This is a genomic window from Agarivorans sp. B2Z047, from assembly GCF_023373605.1.
GTDB classification, from domain to species: Bacteria; Pseudomonadota; Gammaproteobacteria; order Enterobacterales; family Celerinatantimonadaceae; genus Agarivorans; species Agarivorans albus.
Window position 1 is genome coordinate 2991594 of record NZ_CP088080.1, and the last position, 26827, is coordinate 3018420.

At 43.0% G+C, this 26827-nt stretch carries 23 protein-coding genes; 7 read left to right on the forward strand and 16 right to left on the reverse strand.

The genetic code is table 11. The annotated features are described in order from the left end of the window. Positions 1 to 9: 9 nt before the first annotated feature. On the reverse strand, positions 10 to 1410 hold the full coding sequence (locus LQZ07_RS13810; RefSeq protein WP_152784755.1) for a PTS mannitol transporter subunit IICB: 1401 nt from the start codon (positions 1408 to 1410) through the stop codon (positions 10 to 12). Between the two features lie 12 nt (positions 1411 to 1422). Beyond that, positions 1423 to 1923: a PTS sugar transporter subunit IIA gene (locus tag LQZ07_RS13815; RefSeq protein WP_016403309.1), complete on the reverse strand. Its 501-nt coding sequence runs from the start codon at positions 1921 to 1923 to the stop codon at positions 1423 to 1425. Positions 1924 to 2164: 241 nt separating this feature from the next. Between LQZ07_RS13815 and LQZ07_RS13820 the strand changes: the two genes are divergently transcribed. Beyond that, a complete protein-coding gene (locus LQZ07_RS13820) occupies positions 2165 to 2932 on the forward strand; it encodes a DeoR family transcriptional regulator (RefSeq protein ID WP_152784753.1) in 768 nt (255 codons plus the stop codon). Between the two features lie 43 nt (positions 2933 to 2975). Here the strand turns inward: LQZ07_RS13820 and LQZ07_RS13825 are convergent, their stop codons facing one another. Genes LQZ07_RS13825 through LQZ07_RS13835 form a run of 3 tightly spaced genes read right to left on the reverse strand, consistent with a single transcriptional unit; the run spans position 2976 to position 8183 of the window. Beyond that, positions 2976 to 6035: an efflux RND transporter permease subunit gene (locus LQZ07_RS13825; protein ID WP_249483146.1), complete on the reverse strand. Its 3060-nt coding sequence runs from the start codon at positions 6033 to 6035 to the stop codon at positions 2976 to 2978. A gap of 2 nt (positions 6036 to 6037) precedes the next feature. Then, positions 6038 to 7102 (reverse strand): efflux RND transporter periplasmic adaptor subunit, encoded by a 1065-nt coding sequence (locus LQZ07_RS13830; protein ID WP_152784751.1) that lies wholly within the window; start codon positions 7100 to 7102, stop codon positions 6038 to 6040. A 1-nt stretch (position 7103) separates the two neighbouring features. Further along, positions 7104 to 8183: an efflux RND transporter periplasmic adaptor subunit gene (locus LQZ07_RS13835; protein WP_016403314.1), complete on the reverse strand. Its 1080-nt coding sequence runs from the start codon at positions 8181 to 8183 to the stop codon at positions 7104 to 7106. 165 nt (positions 8184 to 8348) lie between these two features. On the opposite strand from LQZ07_RS13835, the gene LQZ07_RS13840 reads away from it, so the two are divergent. Further along, complete coding sequence (locus LQZ07_RS13840; RefSeq protein WP_152784749.1) at positions 8349 to 9083, forward strand: TetR/AcrR family transcriptional regulator; 735 nt, start codon at positions 8349 to 8351, stop codon at positions 9081 to 9083. A gap of 11 nt (positions 9084 to 9094) precedes the next feature. Here LQZ07_RS13840 and LQZ07_RS13845 read toward each other — a convergent pair whose 3' ends face one another. The 4 genes from LQZ07_RS13845 to LQZ07_RS13860 form a co-directional block, all read right to left on the reverse strand. Then, a complete protein-coding gene (locus tag LQZ07_RS13845; RefSeq protein ID WP_152784747.1) occupies positions 9095 to 9451 on the reverse strand; it encodes a hypothetical protein in 357 nt (118 codons plus the stop codon). Then, entirely contained in the window at positions 9452 to 10810 is a 1359-nt protein-coding gene (locus LQZ07_RS13850) for a voltage-gated chloride channel family protein (protein ID WP_152784745.1), read from the reverse strand. 189 nt (positions 10811 to 10999) lie between these two features. Beyond that, positions 11000 to 12280, reverse strand: a complete 1281-nt coding sequence (gabT, locus tag LQZ07_RS13855; RefSeq protein ID WP_152784743.1) for a 4-aminobutyrate--2-oxoglutarate transaminase — start codon at positions 12278 to 12280, stop codon at positions 11000 to 11002. Positions 12281 to 12295: 15 nt separating this feature from the next. Beyond that, complete coding sequence (locus tag LQZ07_RS13860) at positions 12296 to 13753, reverse strand: NAD-dependent succinate-semialdehyde dehydrogenase (protein ID WP_152784742.1); 1458 nt, start codon at positions 13751 to 13753, stop codon at positions 12296 to 12298. A gap of 102 nt (positions 13754 to 13855) precedes the next feature. On the opposite strand from LQZ07_RS13860, the gene LQZ07_RS13865 reads away from it, so the two are divergent. Further along, positions 13856 to 14779: a LysR family transcriptional regulator gene (locus LQZ07_RS13865; protein WP_152784740.1), complete on the forward strand. Its 924-nt coding sequence runs from the start codon at positions 13856 to 13858 to the stop codon at positions 14777 to 14779. On the opposite strand, the gene LQZ07_RS13870 is transcribed toward LQZ07_RS13865, so the two are convergent. From LQZ07_RS13870 to cobO, 3 genes are all read right to left on the reverse strand, one after another. Continuing rightward, on the reverse strand, positions 14776 to 15156 hold the full coding sequence (locus tag LQZ07_RS13870; RefSeq protein WP_152784738.1) for a hypothetical protein: 381 nt from the start codon (positions 15154 to 15156) through the stop codon (positions 14776 to 14778). The two genes, LQZ07_RS13865 and LQZ07_RS13870, sit on opposite strands and share 4 nt — an antisense overlap. An 81-nt stretch (positions 15157 to 15237) precedes the next feature. Further along, positions 15238 to 16521 (reverse strand): serine dehydratase subunit alpha family protein, encoded by a 1284-nt coding sequence (locus LQZ07_RS13875; protein WP_152784736.1) that lies wholly within the window; start codon positions 16519 to 16521, stop codon positions 15238 to 15240. Between the two features lie 181 nt (positions 16522 to 16702). Continuing rightward, a complete protein-coding gene (cobO, locus tag LQZ07_RS13880; RefSeq protein ID WP_152784734.1) occupies positions 16703 to 17299 on the reverse strand; it encodes a cob(I)yrinic acid a,c-diamide adenosyltransferase in 597 nt (198 codons plus the stop codon). Positions 17300 to 17430: 131 nt separating this feature from the next. Between cobO and LQZ07_RS13885 the strand changes: the two genes are divergently transcribed. Further along, positions 17431 to 19356 (forward strand): exoribonuclease II, encoded by a 1926-nt coding sequence (locus LQZ07_RS13885; protein WP_194164192.1) that lies wholly within the window; start codon positions 17431 to 17433, stop codon positions 19354 to 19356. Between the two features lie 67 nt (positions 19357 to 19423). Here LQZ07_RS13885 and prc read toward each other — a convergent pair whose 3' ends face one another. From prc to LQZ07_RS13905, 4 genes are all read right to left on the reverse strand, one after another. After that, the gene (gene prc / locus LQZ07_RS13890) at positions 19424 to 21436 is read right to left on the reverse strand and encodes a carboxy terminal-processing peptidase (RefSeq protein WP_152784730.1); all 2013 of its coding nucleotides are present in this window, start codon (positions 21434 to 21436) and stop codon (positions 19424 to 19426) included. A 26-nt stretch (positions 21437 to 21462) separates the two neighbouring features. Continuing rightward, positions 21463 to 22083, reverse strand: a complete 621-nt coding sequence (gene proQ / locus LQZ07_RS13895) for an RNA chaperone ProQ (protein WP_152784728.1) — start codon at positions 22081 to 22083, stop codon at positions 21463 to 21465. A gap of 81 nt (positions 22084 to 22164) precedes the next feature. Further along, entirely contained in the window at positions 22165 to 22644 is a 480-nt protein-coding gene (locus LQZ07_RS13900) for a GAF domain-containing protein (protein WP_249483148.1), read from the reverse strand. Between the two features lie 4 nt (positions 22645 to 22648). Next, positions 22649 to 22909 carry a YebG family protein gene (locus LQZ07_RS13905; RefSeq protein WP_016403328.1) on the reverse strand — a complete coding sequence of 87 codons (261 nt, stop codon included), beginning with the start codon at positions 22907 to 22909 and terminating at the stop codon, positions 22649 to 22651. Between the two features lie 293 nt (positions 22910 to 23202). Here LQZ07_RS13905 and LQZ07_RS13910 point away from each other — a divergent pair, with 293 nt between their 5' ends. The 3 genes from LQZ07_RS13910 to LQZ07_RS13920 are packed head-to-tail and all read left to right on the forward strand — an operon-like array spanning position 23203 to position 26825. Beyond that, entirely contained in the window at positions 23203 to 23643 is a 441-nt protein-coding gene (locus LQZ07_RS13910; protein WP_040307540.1) for a paraquat-inducible protein A, read from the forward strand. A 40-nt stretch (positions 23644 to 23683) separates the two neighbouring features. Further along, positions 23684 to 24229 carry a paraquat-inducible protein A gene (locus LQZ07_RS13915; RefSeq protein ID WP_194164191.1) on the forward strand — a complete coding sequence of 182 codons (546 nt, stop codon included), beginning with the start codon at positions 23684 to 23686 and terminating at the stop codon, positions 24227 to 24229. After that, the gene (locus LQZ07_RS13920) at positions 24222 to 26825 is read left to right on the forward strand and encodes an MlaD family protein (RefSeq protein ID WP_152784722.1); all 2604 of its coding nucleotides are present in this window, start codon (positions 24222 to 24224) and stop codon (positions 26823 to 26825) included. Before LQZ07_RS13915 ends, LQZ07_RS13920 begins: the two co-directional genes overlap by 8 nt. Positions 26826 to 26827: the final 2 nt, after the last annotated feature.

Here is a 26827-nt window from a genome sequence, read left to right on the forward strand (position 1 = left end):
TGACTAAGCTTAGGCTTTAAGGCTTGCGACCAACTTGTCGTAGAAGCTTGCATCCATGAAGTTTCCGATGCTCACGTGACGGGCACTAGGTAACTTCTCTTTAGCTCTGGCGGACAACTCTTGTTGAGTAATTACAATGTCGGCATCATGCAAATCGTTGATGGCTGAATTGGTGACATTGATATCTAAGCCTGCATCTTTAATCTTGCCTCTTAGCACTGTGGCGCCCATGGCTGATGAGCCCATACCTGCATCACAAGCAACAACAATAGATTTCACTTCACCGCCGGCAGCGATTGAAGCGCTAGCACCTGCAGGGATTTGACCTTTTGATTCTGCTTTGTTGGCATCAACCGCTGCTTGCGCTGCTTCTAAGTCATCAGTCTCTGATGAGTCTCGACGAATAATCACCGATGCAACTAGGAATGAAGTTGTTGCTGCAACAGCAATGGAACCTAGGGTTAGCAAGATACCCATACCACCAGTAGACATAAGCACTAAGGCAAATACCGAACCTGGAGATGGTGGACCTACTAAGGCATTACCAGTAATCATATTGAAAGCAACGCCTGCCATACCACCAGCAATTACCGCGATGATTAAGCGTGGCTTCATTAAGATGTATGGGAAGTAAATTTCGTGGATACCACCAAAGAAGTGGATAATAGATGCACCATACGCTGATTTTTGAGCAGTACCTTTACCTACAACCATGTAGGCAAGCAAAATGCCTAAACCAGGACCAGGGTTAGTCTCGATAAGATAGAAAATAGAAGCGCCAACTTCAGCAGATTGCTCAGCACCAAGTGGAGTAAATACGCCGTGGTTAATTGCATTATTCAAGAACAAGATCTTAGCTGGCTCAACAATAATCGATACTAGCGGCAATAAAGAACGGTCTACAATCCAGCCCACACCATCGCCTAACGCGGTAGTTAGCACCGAAACCACAGGGCCAATAATCACATAAGCAACCATTGCCATGATCATACCGATGATCCCAAGCGAGAAGTTGTTTACCAACATCTCAAAACCCGGTTTAATTTTACCATGCACCCAAGTATCAAACTTAGAGATAGCAAGACCACCCAGCGGACCTACTATCATCGCGCCCATAAACATGGGGATGTCGGTTCCCACAATAACACCCATGGTGGTCACGGCACCGGCAACAGCTCCGCGATCTCCGCCGACAATTTTACCGCCGGTGTAACCAATCAGTAGAGGTAGTAAATACAAGATCATTGGTCCAACTAAGGCGGCCAAACTCTCGTTAGGTAACCACCCTGTTGGGATGAATAAAGCTGTAATTAAACCCCACGCGATAAATGCCCCGATATTTGGCATAACCATCGCACTCAAAAAACGTCCGATTGACTGAACGCCAACCTTTAAATTGTTAGCAGACATTAGTCTAACTCCTTATTCCTTTATGCTCGTAGTTGCTTTGAAATTTGACTCAAAGGCCAAGTTCAAGCTGTCGAGTATCACTCGCTCTTCATTTGTTGTTAGCCATAGTTCTATCATCGAAGGATCTGTCATTAATTGAGCAATCGACGAAAATACATATGACTGAGACTCTCTAAGCTTTTTTAAATTTTCTTTTAGAGGTACAGCAAGCAAGAAGATGATGCGAACATCCTCATCCTCTTCATTCCAGTAAAACTCATCACTCTTTACTCGAACGAAACACAACACCGGTTCATTGATGTGTTGGGTAATTACGTGGGGAATAGCAGTATGTTGCCCGGCAAATGTACTAACAATGTTCTCGCGTTTGATAATGTCGTTATATAAGCCGGTTGGGTCTGTGGTTTTGCGTAACAAAAACAATTGAGCACATATGCTGTATAAAGCTTCATCTTTAGACTCAGCTTCAAAGTCGAGCAATATGCTTTGTTTTGTTATCAGATCCTGATTCATTGTTATCCCTCGCATCACGTTAAACCGAGTATAGAAAGTGAAATTTATGTGTCAAAGAAGGTGATTAGATTTGACGTCATATAACGATTGGCTTTAACAAAACAGCAACACTCGCATTTTTATAGTCATAACTATTCATAGGCAATCATTTGTAATCAAAAACTCTGTGATCGGGGTAAAAGTTTTCAAATCGTAATCAACTACAATCTTTTTTAATCAAGAAGATTTCAAGAGTTTTCAAATGCCAGCCAAGCTTCGTCATAATAGAATTTTAGACCACCTCCAAGAGAATACTGTGGCCAGTGTTCAACAATTAGTAGAGCTTCTAGATTGCTCTCCTGCGACAGTTCGCCGCGACATTATCGACCTAGATACCCAAGGAAAATTAAAAAAGATACGTAACGGCGCCGAGAAGATACTCTCGCCCAATGTAGTTAGTTCACCCGGTATGGTGGGGTTTTATCCGAACATATCTGACTATGAAAACTATGAAGAGTCAGACCGCATTGCGCGTAAAGCAGTAGACTTGTGTGAAGTAAGAGACAACATTTTTGTTGGTGAAGGGCTGATCCCTTTCTTAATGGGGAAATATTTAACTGATACTCATGTGCATGTTTACTCTAACTACCTGCCTTTGCTTACTTATTTGATTTCACAGAGCTACCCTCACCTAGTTGTTTTGGGTGGACAGTACATTAAAAGCCAAAGCCTATTAGTCTCTCCAGATAACCATACTTCGTATCAGGGGCGCTATTTAATAGTAAGCGGCGACGGCCTTACCGAAGCGGGTTTAACTAAGTCTGCCTTACTTACCTTTATGGAAGAAAAGAAGATGCTGCAATACGCCGACAAGGTTGTCGCGATGGTATCGGCAGATAAAGTGGGCGTATTTGGAGGGTTATCGCTGTTTAGTTTAGATGAGATAGATATTGTGATTACCGGAGAAAACGCCGATAAGGCGATGATTGAACTGCTTCAAGAGAATAACATTCAAGTGTATTTAGTCTAAATATTACAGATAGTAAAAAGGGCGCTAATTGCGCCCTTTTCATTTATGCTTCGCTAGGTTTTATTCGATAAAACAAGGCATACAATACCGGAACAATCACTAGAGTTAACACTGTAGCAAAACCAAGACCGAACATAATGGTTACCGCCATTGAGCCAAAGAAGGCATCAAATACTAAAGGCATCATACCCAATATCGTGGTTAATGCTGCCATACTCACCGGCCTTACCCGGCTAATTGCGCTATCAACTACCGCTTGGTAAGGGTCTTTGCCTGAGTGAGTCTCAATGTTGATTTGATCCATTAATACAATGCCGTTTTTCAACACCATACCACTTAAACTCAACACGCCTAACAAAGCGGTAAAGCTAAATGCCGAGTTGGTTGCAAGTAGGCCAATCGCCACACCAATTACCGCCAACGGCACCGTGAGCCAAATAACAATAGGCTGGCGAATAGAGTTAAACAAAAACACCGTAATGATGAACATAAACAGATAACCCATTGGCAATGAGCTAAATAGTGCTTCCTGTGCATCGTTTGATGACTCGTACTCACCACCCCACTCTATCGAATAACCAACAGGTAAAGCGATAGCTTCAACTTGAGGACGTAAACGACCAAACAAACTAGCCGCAGTTTCATCGCCAAGGATGTCATGGTCTGCTAATACCGTTAGCGTGCGCTTGCGGTCCTGGCGTTGAATAAGCGGTTCAACCCAATCTAAGCTAATGTCATCCACTACTTGTTGAATAGGCACATAAGTTTGCAGCGCTGGGCTCCAAAGCTTTAGGTTTTGTACAGTGGAAAAATCAACCCGCTCTTCTTCTGGTAAACGAACAACAATTGGCAGCATCTCGGTGCCATCTCTAAACAAGCCGATAGCGCTTCCACCAAAGGCCATTTGTAAGGTGTCAGCCAAATCTTGTTTAGAAATACCTAAGCGGCGAGCTTGAGACTCATTAAACTGAGGCAGCAAGTCTTTAGTTCGTTCGCGCCAATCATGGCGAATATTTCGCGCTCCAGAGTCGGCATTAAAAATGTCCTCAACTTGAGTGGCTATATCTCTAAGTACTTGCGGATCAGAACCAATAATTCTCGCTTCAATCTTAGAGGCAGGTGATGGACCAATTTCCATTAATCGGAACTGGAAGCTCACTTGCCTAAAGGAATCACGCAAACTGGTATCAAGCTCGCGCATCAGATCTAGCATTTGTTCGCGGTCAACCACTCGAACTTGCAGCTGGGCAAACGCTTCGTAGCTTTTCTCTGGGCTGTAAGTAAGGCTAAAGCGTTGCAAGCCTTGACCAGTTGTAGAAGTAACAAACTCTACTTGCTCTTTGTCTAACAAAAAGTCTTCTACTTTTTGAACTTCCTTGTAGGTATCACGGATATCGGTGCCTTCTGGCATCCACATATCAACGTAGAACATTGGCGTATTTGATGGAGGAAAGAATGAGTTCTTTACTAGGCTAAAGCCGTAAAATGCTCCAGCTAACATCATTATCATCACTGCTACCGTTAGCATTCTAAAGCGCAAACAGAACTTCAATAAACGGCCAAACACAACAAATAGAACACCTTTGTAGGGATCATCATTGTTTTGTTGTTTCTCGCTGGTTTTAGACGACAACAATAAGTCAGCAAGAAAAGGCGTTAAGGTAATGGCGGTAATCCAGCTCAAAAAGAGTGAGAAACAAAGTACCCAAAACAGTGAGCCCATAAACTCACCCGTTGCATCGGGCGATAAGCCAATTGGTGCAAAGGCAACAATGGCAATCACCGTTGCGCCTAATAGCGGCCACTTAGTTTGTTCTACGATGTCTTTAGCGGCTTGGACTTTAGTTCGTCCTCGTTGCATGCCAACCAAAATACCTTCAACAACTACAATAGCATTGTCGACCAACATACCTAGCGCAATAATTAATGCGCCAAGCGAGATCCGTTGCAATTCAATGTCGTAGATACTCATCAATATGAAAGTACCCATCACTGTTAATAGCAACACAGCGCCAATGATCACTCCGCTGCGCAAGCCCATGGTAAACAACAGCACCACAATCACGATACCCACCGCTTCGGCCAAACTAAGCACAAAACCGTTAACCGACTGCTCAACTTCTTTGGCTTGATTGTAAAGCGTGTGAATCTTAATCCCAGCAGGTTTAATGTTTTCAAGCTCGGCTAAACGCGCGTCTACGGCCTCTCCCACCTTAACCACGTTAACCCCAGAGGAAAACGAAATACCTAGGTTTAGTGCAGGTTCGCCATTGTAATTAAGCAAGTTACTGGGTACTTCCTGCACATCACGGGTAACGGTAGCTACGTCTTTTAAGCGAATAAGATTTCCAGTATCGCGACCATGAATAATTAGGTTTTCAAAGGTTTCAATAGAATTTAATTCACCGGTTGGGCGTAATGTAAGCGTTTGGGAGTTAACAGTAACCTCACCTGCACTAATCACTGCATTTTGCTGGGCTAATAATCCAGCAACAGTGTTCATATCTAAGTTTAGCGCTGCCACTCGTTTAAGCGACATTTCTACAAATAATTGCTCTTGTTGGTCACCCGCTAAGCTAATTTTCCCAACGCCATCAACTACTTCTAGCTCGCGGGTTAAGTAATCAACATAGCGCTTTAGCTCAACGTAAGAATAGTTCTCACCGGTAACCATTAACATTACGCCATAAACATCACCAAAGTCGTCCATAACCTGAACAGGATTTACACCTGGCGGTAACGAGGGCTCCAGATCATTTACTTTACGTCTTAACTCGTCCCATATTTGCGGCAGTTCATCAGGACCATAGTCCATCTTCATGCTCACCATAATTTGCGACAAACCAGCCGATGAGGTGGAGGTTACCTTGTCTAAATAAGGCAACTGGCGAATCGCCTTTTCTAGAGGATAGGTCAGCTCTTCTTCTACTTCTGTAGATGTAGCTCCAGGGTAAGAGGTAATAACCATGGCATCTTTAACTGTAAAGGCGGGATCTTCCAAACGCCCAAGGTCAGCAAAAGACACTACGCCACCAACCGCCAGAATGACCAAAAACATCCAGCTTATAACTTTATTTTTTATCGAATATTCAGCAATAGTCACGCTTATTGCTCCTGAGATTTAGTGGTTACAGAAAGTCCATTTCTAAGCTTGGCTAAGCTTGAAACAATGATTTGGTCGCCTTGGCTTAAGCCTTCACTTACTAACACGCCTTTGGTATGTATTTGTGCTACTTGAACTTCAACCTTTTGGGCACGCCCTTCAGTCACTTTCCATACATAAAATTGTTGATCGTTATTGCCGGGATCTAATGCTGTCATAGGTAACAAGTATCCACTGCGCCCGACCAGGCCAGCCGCATCTAAATCAACATACATTGTGACAGAGGTTCCCGGCAAAATAGCTGGCTCGACTTGTGGCATACTCATCCATACTTCAAACGCTTGGGTCTCGGGATTAGGCTCCGAGGTATGCTCTAAAAAGGTAATTGGGTAAAGTGTATCGTTACCTGCATATTTAGCTTTAGGTTGGTAATTATAGTTACGTTCCGTTGGGTCTATTTGAGCAAGCAAGTTATCGGGCAACTGCAAGCGAACATAAACTAAATCATCTTGGTAAATAGATACTGCGGTCTCGCCAGGCGTTACTGTTTCAAAAGACTGCTTTGGCACTTCTGCAACTAGGCCTTCAAATGGTGCGCGTAACTGGCTGTATTTAAGCTGCGCTTTAGCCAACTGATAATCAACACCTGCCAACTCATAGTTAGCTTTAAGCACATCGTATTCTTCTTGAGACAATAAGCTTTTACCTACCAAGCCTTGAGCGCGGTTTAGCTGGCGCTCGGCTAGACTAAACGTTGCTTGGGCATCGTCTACTTGTTGTTTTAGCTTTCTATCATCAAGCTGAGCTAATAGTTGACCCTTTTTAACGTGTTGACCAGGCTTGAACGACATTTGTGTCAATTCGCCGGCAATACGAAATGATAAAGGCGTCAATTCTGCCGGCTCAACGCGGGCATTAAACTCTCGTTCCGGCTGAGCTGCTGACTCATTAATACTAATAGTTAATACTGATAAGGCATTATCGGTGACAGTTTCTACCGGCTCACTACAAGCTGAAAGCAATGTGGTAAGGGTTAGCGCAGCCAATGTATGGATTCTTAACAACATTCTAAATACCTCCTTCACGTTGCCAAGGCCGTATTATCTGGCCAGCATTTAACGATTTAGCGCCTGCAACTACAATGCTATCTCCGGCATCTAAACCTTTAATAACCAAACCTTGTTGATTTAGTTGTACGTCCACGGCTTCTATTCGCATTGTTTCAGGCACCACTCGCCACACTTGTGCTTGTTGCTCATCAATTTGGATGAAAGCACCTTTAGGTAAGGCTAAGCCGTTATCGGTTTCAGACTCATTACGCACATAAACCGCACCAGACATGCCAGGTAAGATGTTTAGGTGCTCTGGCCTTATGATGGTTAAGGTCACCGTATAACTATTGGTATCGGGATCAGGTTGGGTAGAGATCTCTTTAAACCGAGCGGGTAACTCGACACCTTTAAAGTTTCCTAAGGTCACCCATAGTTTTGCCTCACGTAGTTCAGCTAAATTCAGGCGCTCGGTAATGGTAACCGGTAGGTTAAAGACTAAGTCTAATTGCTCATCGCCCAACAAACTCAACACTGGCTGTTTTGCACCGGCAAACTGGAATTGCTTTGCGTAAGTTAGTGATACAACCCCAGAGAACGGCGCATGAAGCTTGGTGTAGGCTAAATCAGTGGCCGCTTGGTCCAAATTAGCTTGTGCTTCTGTGTAGGCAGTAAGAACTTGATCGTAGTTATCCTCAGAAATCAACTTCTTAGCAAATAACTGCTCAGATCTTGTACGACGAGCTTTTTCCAAATCAAATTGAGCTTTACGCGCATCAACAGCCAATTGAAAATCATGAGGGTCAAGAGCGGCAAGTAAATCCCCTTTATTTACAAACTGCCCCATTCTTACATTCAATTGCTGTATTTCACCTGATACTTGAAAGGCCAATTGAGCTCGGCTTGTTGCTTGAACCTGCGCTACAAAGTTGTAGTCAACAGCGTTGAACGTTTCTGGCACTTCCAATAACTTCACGGGTTTTACAATTTCAGTAACTGGCTCTGAGTGAGCGGGTTCGCAAGCTTGCAATACCAGCATCATCAGGCCCACAAAACTAAGCCGCTGCCAAACGGCTTTGTTTGTTAAATTTGTTCTCATTAGTTGCTCCAGTTGAACAAACAGTCATATATACTTTCCATGTGGAAAGTATATTGATCACTTGCTTGCCGATCAAGCTTTACTTTCCACATGGAAAGTAAAATCTGTGATAGACTACGCTTAGTTTAAAAAGCACTGTGAATTCGAGTTAAGTAATTATAGAAGATGACTGAAAAACGCACCGGACGACAAAGCGCCAAAGTAGCAGAAGAAACCCGCACTAAGATTTTAATCGCAGCCGCAGATCTTTTTGCCAGTAAAGGCTATGCCGTTGTATCACTGCGCGCGATTAGTGAACAAGCAGGTGTGTCTCATACCCTTATCCGCCATCATTTCGGCTCTAAGCTACAGATTTGGCAACATATATGTGACTGCATGCACCAGCAATTTTTAGCCTACGTAAACTTATTGGTTGCTGAGCAAGAACATGGCCTTTCTTGTCGTCATCAGTTGTTTGATTTGCTAATTAAGATCTTAGCTGCACTGCAAGTCGACCCTCAACCGGTTAGGCTGCTTAATGATGCAGTAAATAACGAACAAGAATTGTTTGAGTATTTCTTAGAAGAAGATGATCAAGTACGAAAGATTCTTGAAGACCTTGTGATTGAATGCCACAAGCAAGGATATGTAAAACACTTCAACATTGGCGAACTAAAATGGTTACTAACCATTTTTGCCACCTCCTCTTCAACCTTAGCGCCACTGTTAGCTAAACCCTACCCGGGTGAAACCGAAGAGTTTTGCCAACTAAAAAGCTGGCAAATGTTTAGCCGCTTGCTGGCTAGCCAACTCGATATTGATGAAAAAGATATTCCAAAACCGGAGAGACTAAGTGATTTAGTCATTGATGGCTCACCCTGCCCATTTAAAGCTCAGCGAGAAGCTATGGAAATGGCTTAAGATTGCCATGGCTAATCTGGAAAGATGACCTTATTCCACTCAGGAATGGGTGTGTTATAAGGGTTTAAACGCCAAGGCCTGGCTTTGGTTTTCTGCTCGATAATCTTGCAATACAAGCTAAGGTGATGAGTTTTATAGCCTTTGGCAAATTTAAAATTCTCTTGTTTGTCTTGAATCTCCATCCACACAATATCTGGACCGGCTGAAAGCTGACAACGGATTGGCCGATCAGTGTTTGAGGTGACGGTTGCTTTTAACTCTTCACCTTCAAAATGGGTGGTCAAGTTGCCAGGGTAAGCAAACACTAAACTTGGCCATAACAATATGGCCAATACCAATAAAGATGAGTGACGCGTTTTAGCTTGCATTTATTTGCTTCGTTTTTTCAACCAAGACACCAAACGGTTATTGGCCGCCCTAATTTCACCCAAGGTTTTTTCGTGCGCCGCAAAGTTTGTAGACTTTGGTACTGCCACCCGTTGCGCAGAATAAATACCTGTGTGACCGCTAAAGTAATAGGCAACAAAACAAGCTACCGCAAAATACAGTAGATGATCTGAGCCAAACAACTCAACACCCATAATGGTACAGGCTAACGGCGTATTGGTAGCAGCGGCAAACACTGCAATAAAGCCAATTGCTGCAAACAAATCTACTGGTGCGCCCATTATCCACGCCAAAGTGTTACCTAAGGTAGCCCCGATGAAAAACAATGGAGTTACTTCACCGCCTTTGAACCCAGCAGCAAGAGTGATTGCCGTTAGTAATAACTTAAGCATCCAGCTGTACCACTCTGCTCCTCCTTCGTTAAAGGCACTAATGATACTTACCCCGCCTTCTCGATAACTGTTAACTCCCAGGCCTATGTAGTCTTGATTGCCTATTAAACTCACAATACCAATGACTATCAGTCCACCAATTACTGCTATCAAATAAGGGTTCTTAAATACGTGTTTAAATATATCTTTAAGTACAAACACCGTTTCGCCAAACAGGTAACCAGTTATACCAAACGCTACAGCGGCGATAAGCACCTTACCTAACATGATCAAGTCAACATGAACCACATGCTCAAACAACATCACGTGTTCCAGAAAATCGATTTTGTATTGGGTATGAGGCGTGCCCCAAGCAGAACACACTAAGTCAGCCAATATCGCTGCAAATAAAGCAGGGATAACTGAATCAAAGCGGATCCTACCTACCGCCAATACTTCAATAGCAAAAATAGTGGCAGCAAGAGGCGTGCTAAATAAGGCGGAGAATCCAGCTGCTACACCTGCGCTAAGCAAAATCTGATAGTCTCGACCACTAAGTTTGAATAGCTTTCCGTATGCGGCACTACAAGCTCCGCCAATTTGAACGGCGGTTCCTTCGCGACCAGCAGAACCACCAAACAGATGCGTAACTACTGTGGAAATAAGTACCAAAGGCGCCATACGAGCAGGAATACCTGCACCAGGTTGATGGATCTCATCAATGATGAGATTGTTTCCTGATTCGGAGTTTTTTCCAAAGCGGCGATAGATAAAAACCACCACTACGCCCGCTAAAGGCAAGAAGTACAACAAGTAAGGATTATCGGCTCGGGTGTGGCTAGCATAATCGAGCAAATATAAAAACAAGGCGTTTAACGAACCCACCACAAAGGCCAAGGGGATTAGCAATAACAGCCACCTTAGTAAAACAAGTAAAGTGCTCGGGCTATTTGGCAAAGGGTGCGGCATTTTATTTCCTATAAAACGTTAATTACTTAAGCAATTTGGAAAGCGAGGCTATCACAAAACATTGCTTTTAATCATGACCTTAGATAACAACATAGCTAAGCAGCAAGCGCTTGTATAGCTTTAAAACAACAAAAAAAGCAGCGCTTAGTGAGCACTGCTTTAAGTTAACTTGTTTGAATTTGCTTTGAATTAACCGGCTAAAGATTTAAATAAGCGACAAAACTGCTGCATGCCTTCATCAACGATCTCATCCTCAATAGTTAGTGCTGGTAGAAAGCGAATCACATTCCCATAAAAACCACAGGCTAATAGTACAAGGCCATAATTTGCGGCATTGGCAATAAGCGCTTGAGTTAATGCAGTATTGGCGCGAGTTACATCGCCATCTTCGATGAGCTCCATGGCAATCATCGCCCCTGAAATTCGAATGTCGCCAATCAGGTCGGGAAATTGCTGCTGCAAGGAATGCAAATATTCACCAAACTGTTGGCCAATTTGATTAGCACGCGCCATCAAATTTTGCTCTTCAATCACATCAAGAACCGCTAAAGCCGCGCTACACGCTACCGGTGAGCCACCGTAGGTACCACCCAATCCGCCAGGTAAAGGAGCATCCATGATTGATGATTTCCCAACCACCGCCGACAAAGGAAAGCCGCCAGCAATGCCTTTTGCCATGGTAATCAAATCAGGCTCAACTTCGGCATACTCGCAATTAAACATTTTGCCGGTTCTTCCAAAACCTGTTTGGATTTCATCCATGATTAAAACGATACCGTGTTGGTCACAAAGCGCTCTAAGTGCCTGTAAGAATTCTTTAGGAGCAGGATAAAAACCACCCTCACCTTGGATAGGCTCAACGATTAATGCCGCTACATCTTCTGCAGCGATATCTACTTTAAAGATGTTGTTGAGTGCTTGCAGGCTTTGCTCACTGCTTATACCGTGCATTTGCATAGGGTACGGGGCGTGATAAATGTCTCCGGCAAAGGGGCCAAATTGATGTTTGTAAGGCGTAATTTTTCCGGTTAACGCCATAGTAAAATTTGTTCTACCATGGAAACCACCATTAAACGCAATAACCCCGCGACGCCCAGTAGCAGCGCGTGCGATTTTAACCGCATTTTCGACCGCTTCTGCCCCGGTGGTTACAAACATGGCCTTTTTATCGCTATCACCTGGCGCAATAGCTACAAGCTTTTCTGCTAAATCTACAGCGCTCTCGTAAGGATTAATCATTACACAAGTATGACTAAACTTATCCAGTTGCTGTTTTGCTGCTGCCACAACTTTTGGGTGGCTATGGCCGGTATTACATACAGCAATACCAGTGGCAAAATCTATATAGCGCTTACCTTCTACGTCCCACAGCTCTGCATTTAATGCTCGCTCAGCATAAACTGGATAAACATTGCCTTGGCCGCGTGCAATAACGCTTTGTTTTCTTTCTTGTAGTTGTTGGTTATTCATCCCTGTCTCCTATTGTTAGCTGTTTACGCCGCCCATACACAAATACTTAATCTCTGTGTAGTCATCTAAACCATAGTGCGAGCCTTCTCGCCCGTTACCCGATTGTTTAACGCCGCCAAAGGGTGCAGCTGCATTTGAGATAATCCCTTCGTTTATGCCCACCATGCCATATTCCAACGCTTCGCCAACACGCCAAACTCGACCAATATCTCTGGTATAAAAATAAGCTGCTAAGCCATATTCAGTATCATTGGCCAAGGCTATGGCTTGCTCTTCTGTATCAAACATAATTAGTGGTGCTACAGGGCCAAATATTTCATTTTTGGCAATCGGCATATCGTTGCTTACCTGAGTCATAATGGTGGGTTGATAAAACTGTTTACCCGCCTGATGAGCTTGCCCGCCATAAATAACCTTTGCGCCGGCTTTCTGTGAATCAACCACCAATTCATGCACGGCTTCTTTCGCTTGCTCACTTATCATTGGGCCTATATCGACATTTGATTGCATCCCATCACCCACTTTGAGTTTTGCTAGTGCCTCTGCCAGCTTTTCGCTAAATTGTTGATAAACACCCTTTTGAACCAGAAAGCGGTTAGCACACACACATGTTTGACCAGCATTTCGGTATTTTGAAGCTATTGCTCCTTGCACCGCTGCATCGATATCGGCGTCATCAAATACAATAAATGGCGCGTTTCCTCCTAACTCCATAGATACTTTTTTAACCGTACTCGCACATTGAGCTATCAACTGTTTGCCCACCGCCGTGGAGCCAGTAAAGGTAAACTTGGCCACATCTGGGCTTTCGGTTAGTAACTTGCCCATGCCCCTTGCATCTTCACCTACAACTACATTAAACACACCCGGAGGAATGCCGGCTTCTTCTGCCAATTGCGCCAACGCTAGCGCCGAGATTGGGGTAAGCTGAGCTGGACGAACCACAAAAGTACAACCTGCGGCTAAGGCTGCTGCAGCTTTTCGTGCAATCATGGCGTTAGGAAAATTCCAAGGCGTTACTGCAGCCACCACACCCACAGCTTGCTTAAGCACAACAATACGTTTGTCACCAGCTGGCGCTGGTATTACATCGCCGTAACAGCGTTTACCTTCTTCAGCAAACCAGTCTAAGAAAGCGGCACCATAAGCTATTTCTCCCTTTGCTTCTGCTAGGGGCTTACCTTGCTCTTGGGTGAGAATGCTCGCTAAATCGTCTTGATGCTGCATAATCAGTTGATACCATTTTCTCAGCAAATTGCCCCGCTCATTGGCTGATTTAGCAGCCCACGCCTTTTGAGCTGCCTTAGCGGCTTTAATTGCCAATTCAACACCTTGCAAGCCGCAGTCGTCTACCTCAAGCAAGCATTGCTGATTAGCCGGATTGCGTACTGAAAAACGCTGCTGAGAAGCATGCCAACAGCCATTGATGTAAGACTGTGTTTTTATCAAACTTGAGTATTGAATCGCTTCCATTTGTGCTCACTTCCCTTGTAACTTGTTTTAGTCCATTGAATACCAATCTAAAACGATGTTAAATATCAAACAATAAAACTTTAGTTTGGTATATATAAAACTATGTTAGATCCGTTATCCGGCAAACAGCTTAGTGAATATGATTTGCGCTTGTTAAGAGTATTTAAGGCAGTAGTTGAACATGGCGGCTTCGCAGCTGCCGAACATAGTTTAGGGATCACTCGTTCAACCATTAGTGTTCATATGTCTAGCCTTGAAAGCAGAATGAACATTAAGTTATGTGTTAGAGGCAGAGCCGGTTTTGCCCTTACCGAGCGAGGCCAGACTGTTTATCAGGCTTGCCTGCAGCTGTTTTCATCTATTCAAGAGTTTGCATCGCTGGTAGATAACTTGGGTAAACCTCTTACTGGCGAGCTTGTTATCCTTTATTCCGATCTGCTTGATCACAGGAGTATTGAAAACATAGCCAAGGCAGTGACTGCAATTAAACAGCAAGCACCAAGACTTTGTATATCACTTAACATGGAATCGGTAGCAAACATTGAGTCAGCCTTGATCAACAACCAAGCTCATGTTGGGTTTTACCCCGCTTACCGAAGCATTGACGGGCTTTTGAGTGAAGTAGTGTTTAGTGAATCTATATATTTGTGTGCCAGCAAGCAATCTCCGTTATTCGGCACTCTCGATGCTGATATAGATCCGGAGCTACTAGCTAAACATGCCGCGATTCACCCTAGTATTGAACTAAACCCTAAAGGACGAGCTCAACTTCAGCAACTTAACTTTGGCGCTAAGGGATACCAATTCGACAGCCGGTTAGCCCTAATACTATCTGGTGCTTACATTGGCTATTTACCCTTAAGTGAAGCGCAGCCCTATATTGACCAGCAAACCATTCGCTTAATAAAACCCAATGAATACAGTTATCCCTTTGAGCTTAGTTTGGTACATAAAGTTAACCCCAACGAAAAGCAGAAAGTTCAACTAGCCATGGATGCCCTGCAAACGCAATTTGTCACTCATTAAGCATTAGCCATAGCGACAAACCAAAGTGCCCAACTAAGACTATGCACCAGCCCGGCTATAATAGCGATAAACCAAAGCCATTTGGCGCTAACATCTGGCTGTCGAAATGACCGAATGAGCCGATAAACAGGAAACAATACCACCGCTATTAGCATTAAAGGCGGTACAATTTTTCCCATATTCGGACCAAAGCTGAAGACCATCAACGCACTAGTCAATCCGGAGAGCAACAGAAAAACGATTAAAGGCCTACGAAGGTTTGCTTTAAAAACTGCCACGAAAATTAAATAACCATAGGCAGGAATAAGCAAATACGGCATTAGCAGTATTTGCTCAATTGCTAATAATTGTGTTGGGAATAAGTGCCATAAATTCATTGTTTAAGACTAGCAAATCTTATTAGCAAAAGCGCCATCTCAAAGCAAAGCTTGGGTTCCATTAGCCTTTAACTGACAAGCTTAGCTAGCCTGCTTGTTCTGCATCGTAGCGATAATGGCTTCATCCGTAGAAAGCATGGCGGTTTTAGACATAATTCCGAGCTGAGCAATACTATCATCGGCTGATTCAAACACAATTCCTTGCTGAGCCGATACGCTACTACCTGCAACGGCGAGAATGGCAGACTTAACCGCACTACTGGCTCCAGTTGATACCTTCATTGCACAACCAGCTTTAGCGCCATCGCAAAACACCCCGGAAACATCTCCAACCATGGAGTTAATTGCACGATGAATTGCAGCCAACTTACCTCCCATCAACCAAGTGAGTGCTGCACTAGCGCCCATAGCAGCGGTGGTGGCAGCACACAAGGCTGACAATTTGTTTTGCTTCGACTTAACGTAAATAGCAACCAAGTGGCTTAGCATTAAAGCACGAACAAAAGCATCATCATCTAGCTGCTTTATTTCTGCATAAGCCACAACCGGCATGGTTGCAGCTATTCCTTGATTCCCGCTACCCGAGTTACTCATTGCCGCTTGTTGCGCTCCGCCCATTCGAGCATCTGATGCCGCCGCACCCAAACGCATTGCACGATTTATTAAATCATCGGCAAGTAGCCCCTGCTCTACTTGCGCTTGTAAACTAGCGCCTAGCGCTAAGCCATAGTTCCCCGACAACCCAGTCTCAGCTAACGCTCGGTTTAAGCTAGCGGCACGTTTAATAAAGGCAATCTGTGTAAGTGGCACGTTTTCAACAAAGTCTACGATCTGCTCTATTGAAAGCTTAATGTGGTTCGTTTCAGTGGTTTGAACACATTGTACAGCTTTGGCTTGCTGTACTACTGCTCCATTCTTTACGATGTATTCAAAACGGGTATGTGACTTTGCTATGCAAACCTCAACCTTATCTTGATTGCGACTAGCATTTACCACCGTATACAACACATCATCATTGCTTACCATTGATACACTAACTTGGCGTTTACTCAGCATTTGATTTGCCTTGCGAAGCGCTTCTTCCGAGATTGTCGCCAGTACTTCCAAACCTCTACTCGCATCTCCAGCTGTCGCACCTACAGCAGCAGCGATAGGTAAACCAGCCTTACTAGTGCCTGGTACAAATACTCCCATGCCATTCTTGTAAAGATTTGGAGTTACCTTAACTTGAATAGAGTCAGGTAAACCGCCAAGTAATTCCGCAGCTTTAGCGCTAGCAAGCGCAACAGTAACGGGTTCGGTGCAACCTAATGCAGGTACCACTTCAGATTGAACTAAGTCTATGTATTGTTGCCACTGTTTCATGGAATATCTCGGCTAAGTGCGTTTGATACAGCGTACAAATATGTTTGTAGAAAAGGTTGGCGCAGTTCTAATAGATAAGACGAATTTTAGATTAATTTTCTAATAGAAAGAAAATAATCGGAAAATACTTTCGTATATTTAAAAACAGGTGAGAAAGTGGCCCTAAAGCCACTTTAGAAATTTACCAATCAATACCCTGACGAGCTTTAATTCCTGATTCAAAAGCATGCTTAACATTTTTTACTTCAGAAATGGTGTCTGCAATATCAAGCACTTTGCGATGACATGCACGGCCAGTTACCACTACCGTTTGTTCTGCAGGTCGCTGCTTAATTGCTTCAACAACCTCTTCAACATCTAGGTAGTCATAACTTAACATGTAAGTAATCTCGTCCAACAACACCAAATAGATTGATGGATCAGCCAGCCACTGCTTACAACGTTGCCATACTTCTTGCGCAGCTTGGGTATCAAGTTCTCGGCTTTGAGTCTCCCAGGTAAACCCTGTTGCCATAGTGGCAAACTCTACTCCGTTGTTTTGCAGAAGGTTGCGTTCTCCGCATTCCCAGCCGCCTTTAATAAATTGCGCCACCGTTGCTTTGTAACCATGCCCAGTAGCACGCGCAACATTGCCAAAACCAGCCGTCGATTTACCCTTACCATTACCGGTAATAACCAGCACTAAGCCCTTTTCAATCTGTGCATCTTCAACTTTAGCATCCACACTTGCTTTCAACTTTTCCTGTCGTTGCTGATGCTTTTCTTGATCTTTACTCATCCCTGCTCTTTAGTCGTTACTGATTTGTTTTTAGTTTAGCTCGAGCCAAACCCAATAAACCAGTACTGTTTCGCTAGAATAGCGATAAACCTTTGGGTATAGTGCTTTCACGATAAAAAATGGAAGCCTTTATGCTTAAAGATAACCCTCTATTGGCTCAACTAAAGCAGCAAATTAGAGAGACCATTCCCACTGTTGAAGGTGTAGTAAAAGCTACTGAGAAGAACTTCGGTTTCCTTCAAACAGACAACAAAAAAAGCTATTTCATCTCTCCTCCAATGATGAAAAAGCTAATTCACGGCGATCGGATTAGCGCTGCTATTCGCGAAAATAACGGTAAAGAAGCAGCAGAGCCAGAAACACTAGTGGAAGCCGCTTTAGATACCTTTGTGGCCCGTGTAAAGTTTGTTGATAAACGCACTAAGCTGCAGGTTGACCATCCATTGATCAACCAGTTATTAAGTGCAAAAGTGATAAAAGATAGTGGATTCTCAATCAAACAAGGTGATTGGGTGTTAGCTAGACTGGTTAAACACGCACTTAAAGAACAACACTTCCAAGCCGAGATCTTCGAGTTTATCGCAGAAAGTGACGATAACTTTGCCCGATGGAAAGCCACTACTAAAAAGCACCAATTAGCTTGGGACCAGCCTGAACTCACTGAAGACCTGGCGATTATTGATCAAGAAGTTGAGCGTCGTGATCTAACCAACGAGTTGTTTTTCACTATCGACGGTGAAAATACCAAAGATATGGATGATGCAGTCTCAATCACGCGCGAAGCAGAACATTGGAAGCTAAAGGTCGCTATAGCGGATCCGAGTGCTTACATTAACAGTGAAAGCGAACTTGAAAAAGCAGCCAAACAACGAGCATTCACTTTGTACTTACCAGCACGCACTGTGCCGATGATGCCAAGTAAATTGGCTAACGAACATTGCTCGCTAGTAGCAGATCAAGTTCGTCCAGCCTTAGTATGTGAAATGCTGATTGGACTTGATGGTGAGTTACAAGAAAATGCTGAGTTTTACTTAGCCACTGTTCAGTCCAAACATCGCCTAAACTACAATCAGGTGTCGGACTTTATAGAGCAAAAAGCCACTGAACTCGAATCAAACGCTGAGCTAGCTGAAGCTTTACAACAACTTAACTTGTTTAGTGAGCAACGTAATCAATGGCGCGCAGAGAACACCTCGGTATTTGGCGATCAAGCAGACTACGAGTTTGTCTTAGATAATAAAGGTCAAGTTATCGATATTCTTCGCCAATCTCGTCGCAGTGCAAACCGCATGATTGAAGAAGCAATGGTGGCAGCCAACATTTGTGGCGGACGTTTCCTAGATGAAAAACTCGGCTTTGGGGTGTTTGCATGTCATTCTGGTTTTAAAGAAGAGAAGCTAGACGGGCTAGTAGAGCTATTGGCCAAGTTTGAGTTACCTGTAGAGCGAGAAAAGCTCAATGACCTCGACTACTTCTGCCAACTTAGAAGAACCATCGCAGCAACCGGCGATAAATGCTTAGATCAGTTGGTAAAACGCCACTTTAATTTTGGTGTTTACAATGAAAAGTGTTTGCCCCACTTTGGTTTAGGTGAAGCTAAATATGCGACTTGGACCTCTCCAATAAGAAAATACAGCGACCTGTTGAATCATCGCCTTATTAAATCAGTGATTAATGGTGAAACACCTACTTCACCATTATCTGAAGAGCTATCCGAACATCTAAGTGATAATCGCAAGAAGCAAAAGTTTGCTGAACGAGAAATGGCCAACTACTTGTATTGCGAGTATTTCGCAGAACAAGATCCAAATACATGTTTGTTGGCAGAAATTAGCAATATAAACCGTGGTGGCCTTAACATTCGTCTAGTTGACAGTGGTGCCTCGGCTTTTGTTCCAAAAACCAAGCTTGCGGGTAAAGATGAAGAACTCACCATCGAAAGTGAGTTGGGCCGTTTATCCACTAAAGACAAACAATATAGCGTGGGTGATACCATCTCTGTAAAGATTGTAGAAGTGAAAAAGCTACAACAATCGATCGTTGCGGCTCCCAGTTAGTAACGCTTCAAACCAATACAAAAAAGCCAGCGATTAGCTGGCTTTTTTTATCGATAACTAAATCTGTTTAGCTTGGATTACGAAGTTCTAAGTAATCAACCGCAATCTCTGCTGCTTCTGTTAAAAAAGCATCATCCAAATCAATATCTTTTGGCGCGTCTTCTAAGTCTTTAACAGGTTCCAGTTCAAGGCGAACTAAACGCTCATTTAAGCGAGCAAGTTGTTTCTGCTCTTTTTCATCGCGCTGAGAGAGCCTCGCTTTTTCATTAAGACTTACCGACTTCATATCTTTGTCTTTACGATAATCAGCTATATCACTAATGATGTATTGAAACTCTGGATCATTTGCAATGCGAGCCTGATGCTTTTTATCTAAAGCTTCAATATAAGGGCTAACATCGCCAAGCAACTTATAGTTAGCCGCTTTAATTTTATCCCAAGGCAAAGCATTATCTTCAACGCTCTCTCCCGTTTCTTCCGGCAACAAGGCAGAAGGATAAGAGATATCAGGAATTACACCGCGATGTTGAGTACTGCCACCGTTTATACGGTAAAACTTAGCAATGGTGTACTGAACGTGGCCAAGTTCATTTTCGTACAAGTCGTAAATTCGACCTAAACCGCGGTGCTGCTGTACAGTACCTTTACCGTAACTTTGCTCACCTATAACAATGGCTCTGCCATAATCTTGCAAGGCAGCGGCAAAAATTTCGGAAGCTGAAGCGCTGTAACGGTCGATTAAAATAACCATTGGGCCACTGTAAGTGACTGAATTGCTGGTATCGTTGTTTACCGTAATTCGACCAAGCTGATCGCGTACTTGCACAACCGGACCTTGTGGAATAAATAAACCGGTTAATGCAGTTGCTTCTGTTAATGCTCCACCGCCGTTGCCTCGTAAATCAACAATCAAAGAACTGATATTCTCTTCGTCTAATTTACGTAACTCTTTGCTGGCATCTTCACTCAAATTCACATAGAAACTAGGAACATTAAGCACCCCTACTTTCTTGCCTTCAATTTCTATTACTTCGCTTTTCGCGGCACGGTCTTCTAGGCGAACTTTGTCGCGAACGATATCAACGATTTTAGTTTTACCATCTACTTTGCCGCCTGATGCAAGTATCTCAAGGCGAACAGTAGTGCCTTTAGGACCTTTAATCAGATCAACTACGTCATCTAAGCGCCAACCAATAATATCAACGATTTCATCTTCACCTTGAGCAACACCAACAATTTTGTCTTCGGGACCTAATTGGTTGCTCAGCGCTGCAGGTCCACCAGGAACCAAACTTCGAATCACCGTGTACTCATCTTCGCCTTGCAGCACCGCACCAATGCCTTCTAATGAAAGATTCATTTCCATTTTGAAGCGTTCTGCAGTGCGGGGAGATAGGTAACTAGTATGTGGTTCGATGGCGCGAGAATAAGCGTTCATTGCAGTTTGGAAAACATCTTCACTGCCGGTTTGCACTAAACGTTTAATCGCACTGTTATAGCGCTTGGCTAATACTTCGACAATTTTGTCGTGTTCGCGACCTGCTAACTTTAAGTTTAGCGCATCGTATTTTACTTTTAAGCGCCACAGTTCTTTAATCTCAGCTTGGGTTTTAGGCCAATCAGCTTCGCTGCGATTAAATTGAAACTGTTCGTCTTTAGTAAAATCCATTGGCTCGTCGAGCACTTGTAAAGAGTAAACTAATTGCTGGTAGCGACGCTTAAGCGACAGGTCGAACATAGAATAAAGCGGTTCCAATCTACCTGCTGGTATGTCTTGATCTAGGCTGTAGCGATAACGTTCAAAGCGTAAGAAATCTTCTTCCAAAAACAAGCTACGATTGTAGTCAAGTTGCTGAATAAACTTATCGAAGATTTCGCTAGATAATTCATCGTCGAAAGGAACACTGCGGTAGTGAGAGCGGGTATATAAAGCACTAATTCTTTTTGCCGCTGTAGCATGTTGGCTTTGCTGGCTTAAAGTGGGTAGCGCATCTTGTCCTAATGTAGGCGTTTGAGCCAACAACAGAGTTGAGTAACTAAGCGTTAAAAAAAATAGCCACAGACGGCTCAAATATTTCATAGGCACCTATCTCACTACTAAATCAATTATGCAACGATATGTTCTGCTTTAACTTTAACTAACATACCGCTTTTAAGTGTAACAGCAATGCCATCTTTTGTTACTTCTGAGATCTGACCCGGCATTGGTGTTTTTCCAACCAATACACGAACTTCCTTCCCTGCAACTAAATCTTTACTGTCGATTTTTTCAATCGGCTTCTTCTCTGCTGCTGGTTTGCTGTCGCTAGTTTTAGGTTTACTAGTACGCTTAAAATCAGCTTTTGGTTTACGTGCAGCAGCTTTGTTTTTGTCAGCTTGAGCCTTTTTGTTAGCAAAGGCTTTATCTTTGCTTTCTTTTAAGGTCTTTTGTGCATGTTCTACATGCTCTTGTTCAATTTCTGCGCCCTCTACACCGTCTAAATCAACGCGTTTAGAGCCAACTTTTACGCCATGTAGGTAACGCCAGCTAGACGTATATTGACGCAGAGCAGAACGTAGTACGGTATTACTTACTTTCTCGTCTTCTTTTAGACGTTCAGCTAAGTCCTGAAAAATACCAATTTTAAGCGGCTTGGCTTCACCTTCTGTAGAAAAACAGTTTGGGAATTGTGTCGCCAAATATTGAATGACTTCTTTGCTATTTTTCAGTTTGTTAGTTTGTTCCATGATGACCTTTCTTATACATCTTTACTGGTACAGCGACAGGGCTGATTTCGGCTATTATAGTGAGCGTATATTGAAAAGCCATTAAAAATGCACATCACTTAGTTTATTTTCCAACACCTTAACTAAATACTCGATGCCAATTTGGTCACTTAGCTCGAATCGATTAAGACGCGGACTATCAATATCTACTACGCCAAACAGTTCACCATTAAGATATAAAGGCACTACGATTTCTGATTCGCTAGCACTATCACAAGCGATATGCCCCGGAAACTCATGCACATTTTCAACACGAAAGGTTTGCTGCTGCGCAAAAGCCGAACCACATACCCCTTTACCAACTTGTATTGAGGTACAGGCAGGTTTACCTTGAAACGGCCCCAAGAACAGCTGTTTTTTAGCTTTATCGGCCAAATAACACCCTACCCAATTAATCTCTTCTAACTCGAGCCATAATAGGGCAGAAAAATTAGCCAGATTAGAAATATAAGGTAAGTCTTTATCTAACAAAGCGTCTAGTTGTTTACCTAGTGTTAAATAACGCGAAGATACGTCTGTCACTGCATTATTCCTCGTCTTCAATCATCGATGCATCAAACTCCTGGCCTTTGAGCACTTGTTGCAGCGCATTTCGCTGGGAAGAAAGGTAAAAGCCTAAATTCTCGGCTTGTTGCTCGTTCATCTTAGGTTCTGCATGCTTTATCATTAATGTAAGCTGATCAGCTACGTCTAACATTTTGTCGTAATTGTCGGCTTCTTTTTTTGAACTAAAAGTCATTTTCTCTACACCGTTACGTTCGACGACATATTTAATAATTACAGCCACCGCTGCCTCCATTCACTGTTTTTATATACAGGGTAGTATGCACCATTCACTTTTAAACTACTAGTGACAAATTTTTACAGCATAGTTAGCCTGACTTAGCTAATATATACTGTATGAAATCTTCTGAGTTATCAAAGCTATCCATCTGCCCGAGTTGCGATTTGTTGGTCGACACCCAAGCACATTGTAGGGCTGGAAACGTATTAATATGCCCACGCTGCAAACACACACTCGCGCGGGGGCGTAGAGCCCGTTTCTCTAGCCAATTTGCCTTAGCGTTAACGTGCTTGATTATGGTTACGCTTGCTAACACTTACCCGCTGTTGAGCTTTACATTCCTTGGGATCCCCAGTTCAGCCAATATTCTGCGCGGCACCGTGTTGTTACTCGAAAACGGCTATTATTTGGTGGGCTTCAGCGTGGTACTGGCTAGTTTCATCGCACCAATTCTACTATTTAGCTTAATTTGTTATACCTCTTTGTCTTTAAGCAAAGGCTGGAAAGCTCCCTTTTTGGCAACAGCGCTGCATTTTCAAGACGATCTTATTCACTGGAGTATGATTGAAGTCTACATCGTTAGTTTTTTGGTAGCCTTGGTTAAACTAGTAGAATACGCCGATATCGATTTGGGCTATGGGCTTTGGTGTATCTGCATAACCTTGCTACTTTCTACCCGCCTAATTCAACGTATAGAGCCAGCGGAATACTGGGAGCGTTATGTACACATCCGCTAAACAGTTAGGCTTAAAACAATGCAGGCACTGCAAACTGTCAATGCCCGAAGAACAAAGCCACTGTCAGCGCTGCCATATGCGAGTGCATTCACGAACCCCTCAAAGCATGCAAAAATGTTGGGCTTTTATCATTGCCGCTACTGTTGGACTTTTCCCTGCGAACTTAATGCCAATAACCGTTTTAAGTACTCGCGGTGCTCCCCAATACGAAACTATTATGTCTGGCGTGATCAGCTTAATTAAAGACGATATGGTAGGGATTGCCATTGTGGTATTTGTCGCCAGCATTGTGGTGCCTGTAATGAAACTTGTCGGCTTGGTTGTTATTTTATTAAGCCTGCAATTTAATTTGAATCTGAACAATCGACAACGGATTGTTATCTATAGAATAATTGACATTATTGGTAAGTGGTCAATGCTCGATCTTTTTGTTCTGTCTATCATGATTGCAGTATTTGAACGAAATAATTTAGTAGGCGTGGAAGCAGGACCCGGCGCCACCGCATTTGGCGCAGTAGTATTGTTAACACTGTTCGCAGCAAAATCTTTTGATACAAGACTAATTTGGGATAAACAACTTGAATAACGCTAGTAAACCGGAACTTAAAAAAGAGAAGGTAATCTCCCCTATTTGGCTGTTGCCCATTTTGGCCGTGCTGTTAGGCGCTTGGCTACTATTCAAAGCTTGGTCTGAAGCAGGTGTGAAAATCAACATTGTGTTTGATAGCGCAAAAGGTATTACCGCTGGGCAAACTCAGTTGTTTTACCAAGGTCTAGATATTGGCGTAGTGAAAACGGTAGAACTTGCACCTAATTTAGAAGGCGTAATTGTAGTTGCAGAAGTTAAACGAGAAGCAGAGCAGTTACTAAAAGAAGATAGTCAATTCTGGCTAGTAACGCCCAAAGCGTCGATTACAGAGATTAGCGGTTTAGACGCGCTAGTATCTGGTAACTACATTGAACTAAACCCCGGCAAAGGTAAATTTAGTGATGACTTTGTTGCACTCAACGAACCTCCTAATATTATTAGGGGTAACGGTTTAAATGTACGCCTTACATCAAACGATTTAGGCTCTCTAAATATTGGCTCCCCTGTTTACTTCAAAAAAATAAAAGTAGGCGAGGTACAACGTTATCAATTAAATGATCAACACCATGTAGAATTTGATATTCAAATCAAACCGCAATTCTCTCATTTAGTGAAAATTGATACTCGGTTTTGGAATGTAAGTGGCTTCGAGGCTGATATCTCTCTCGATGGGATGCAAATCTCTAGTGAAAGCCTAGCCAGCGTGATTTCCGGTGGCGTCAGTTTTGATAGCCCCGTTCAATCTGCTATTGCAGATAAAGGACAAAACTTTACCCTCTATGACAACCTTAAAGACTCTCAACGTGGTAAAGCGATTCAAATCACCATGCAGCAACAACATGGTCTTGCAGCAAACCGCAGCAAGCTAGTTTATCGCGGCGCGGTAATAGGGTTTATCAATGATATTCAGAATACCGGAAGCCACGACCATTTTTTAGCAAAAGCCTTGGTCGAGCCTAAGTATGAAGATCTGTTTAACGATACAACCCAATTAGTTCTGATAAAGCCTGAAATAGGATTAAACGGAGTTAAAAATCTTGGTGCGCTAGTTGGTGCAAAGCAAATCGAAGTGGTTGCAGAGCAAGGTGAGCTTCAAACTGAGTTTACCCTTACAACATCACCAAAGCCTCCCGTTGGAAGTAAGTCCATCAGCTTTACCACTAAGAATGTTAAGGGTTTAGCAGTTAACAGTCCGATCGTTTACAACGGACTAACCATTGGTAAAGTGACTGAAATCAACTTAATAGATCGCAGCTTTGAGCTAAAAGCTTTTATTCAGCCTCAATATACCAAACTACTTACGCAAGGCAGCCGATTTTATAACCAAAGTCCGCTAGCTGTGGAAGCAGATCTAAATGGAATAAGTGTTGAAAGCAGCGGTTTGAGTGGTTTTATAAACTCCCCAATCATATTGATGCCCGGACATAGCAATACTCTCAGTAAGCAAAGTCAATATGCGCTGCATCACAACAAACAAGCAGCTCAGTTGTCTAAAGCAAAAATAGAGAAACCTTTATCGCTGCGCTTAAATACTGATTATTTAGGGTCATTAGGAGAAGGGGCGCCAGTTCTTTTTAGACGAGTACCGGTAGGAGAAGTTGAGCATTACAGTTTGTTAAAAGATGGCAGCATTGACCTAAAAATTAAGATTTTTGGCAACTATCGACACTTAGTAACGGATAACAGTCGATTCTGGCACGCATCAGGACTGGAAATTAAAGCCAGTTTAGATGGTTTATCAGTAAACAGTGAATCGCTTAAATCACTAGTTATGGGCGGTATCAGTTTTGATCACTTCGAAGAACTGGCTAAGGAGAGTATCCGAACTGTTCATAAAACTAAACAGGATGCAACTAAGCGTCATTTAGCAATTAGCCTAACAACTAACGATAGCCACGGCCTCTACAACAACATGCCGATTAAATATCAGGGGCAGCAAATTGGTAAAGTCACCAACATGCATTTCAATGATAGCCTTTCCGAACTGCAAGCAGATGCTGAGTTGGACTTCCCCTTTTATAGAAACTTCGCCCGCAGTGGCGCCTTATACTGGCAAGAAACAGCCTCTATCAGTCTATCCGAAGTAAAAAACCTAGATACCTTGGTAAAAGGGGATTTTATTAATGCCCTTCCAGGAAAAGGAAAGCCCTCACAACAGTTTGTTTTACAAAAACAAGCACCCAATACTGATACAAATGCTTTACATATTTGGCTTAGCAGTAGCCATTTTGGCTCATTAAAAGTCGGCAGCCCGGTACTTTACAAGCAATATCAAGTTGGTTTTGTTGATGATGCAAAACTTGCTATGGATGGCTCAAAAATCTTAGCTCGCCTGAACATAAACTCAGCATATCGCCACTTAGTGCGAGAAAATAGTGTCTTTTGGAATGCCTCGGGCGTAGATGTAAAACTTGGCCTAGGTGGCGCTAACATTCGTCTTGATTCAATGGAAACACTGTTAACTGGCGGCATTGCATTTGCGACGCCCGATGAAGAACCTACAGCTAAACCGGCCAAGGATCAGGATAAGTACGAACTACAGCCCATTTATGATGAAAAATGGTTACAATGGAGCCCTTCCATTGAGCCATAGAA

What these genes read in the sequence shown, in the direction of transcription:
- LQZ07_RS13885 (WP_194164192.1), top strand. Translation starts at nt 17,431, where the DNA reads ATGCTTAAAGATAACCCTCTATTGGCTCAACTAAAGCAGCAAATTAGA.
- cobO (WP_152784734.1), bottom strand. Translation starts at nt 17,299, where the DNA reads ATGAGTAAAGATCAAGAAAAGCATCAGCAACGACAGGAAAAGTTGAAA.
- LQZ07_RS13850 (WP_152784745.1), bottom strand. Translation starts at nt 10,810, where the DNA reads ATGCCGCACCCTTTGCCAAATAGCCCGAGCACTTTACTTGTTTTACTA.
- LQZ07_RS13875 (WP_152784736.1), bottom strand. Translation starts at nt 16,521, where the DNA reads ATGAAACAGTGGCAACAATACATAGACTTAGTTCAATCTGAAGTGGTA.
- gabT (WP_152784743.1), bottom strand. Translation starts at nt 12,280, where the DNA reads ATGAATAACCAACAACTACAAGAAAGAAAACAAAGCGTTATTGCACGC.
- LQZ07_RS13810 (WP_152784755.1), bottom strand. Translation starts at nt 1,410, where the DNA reads ATGTCTGCTAACAATTTAAAGGTTGGCGTTCAGTCAATCGGACGTTTT.
- proQ (WP_152784728.1), bottom strand. Translation starts at nt 22,083, where the DNA reads ATGGAACAAACTAACAAACTGAAAAATAGCAAAGAAGTCATTCAATAT.
- LQZ07_RS13845 (WP_152784747.1), bottom strand. Translation starts at nt 9,451, where the DNA reads ATGCAAGCTAAAACGCGTCACTCATCTTTATTGGTATTGGCCATATTG.
- LQZ07_RS13870 (WP_152784738.1), bottom strand. Translation starts at nt 15,156, where the DNA reads ATGAATTTATGGCACTTATTCCCAACACAATTATTAGCAATTGAGCAA.
- LQZ07_RS13820 (WP_152784753.1), top strand. Translation starts at nt 2,165, where the DNA reads ATGCCAGCCAAGCTTCGTCATAATAGAATTTTAGACCACCTCCAAGAG.
- LQZ07_RS13815 (WP_016403309.1), bottom strand. Translation starts at nt 1,923, where the DNA reads ATGAATCAGGATCTGATAACAAAACAAAGCATATTGCTCGACTTTGAA.
- prc (WP_152784730.1), bottom strand. Translation starts at nt 21,436, where the DNA reads ATGAAATATTTGAGCCGTCTGTGGCTATTTTTTTTAACGCTTAGTTAC.
- LQZ07_RS13835 (WP_016403314.1), bottom strand. Translation starts at nt 8,183, where the DNA reads ATGAGAACAAATTTAACAAACAAAGCCGTTTGGCAGCGGCTTAGTTTT.
- LQZ07_RS13830 (WP_152784751.1), bottom strand. Translation starts at nt 7,102, where the DNA reads ATGTTGTTAAGAATCCATACATTGGCTGCGCTAACCCTTACCACATTG.
- LQZ07_RS13840 (WP_152784749.1), top strand. Translation starts at nt 8,349, where the DNA reads ATGACTGAAAAACGCACCGGACGACAAAGCGCCAAAGTAGCAGAAGAA.
- LQZ07_RS13910 (WP_040307540.1), top strand. Translation starts at nt 23,203, where the DNA reads ATGGTTACGCTTGCTAACACTTACCCGCTGTTGAGCTTTACATTCCTT.
- LQZ07_RS13915 (WP_194164191.1), top strand. Translation starts at nt 23,684, where the DNA reads ATGCCCGAAGAACAAAGCCACTGTCAGCGCTGCCATATGCGAGTGCAT.
- LQZ07_RS13865 (WP_152784740.1), top strand. Translation starts at nt 13,856, where the DNA reads ATGTTAGATCCGTTATCCGGCAAACAGCTTAGTGAATATGATTTGCGC.
- LQZ07_RS13860 (WP_152784742.1), bottom strand. Translation starts at nt 13,753, where the DNA reads ATGGAAGCGATTCAATACTCAAGTTTGATAAAAACACAGTCTTACATC.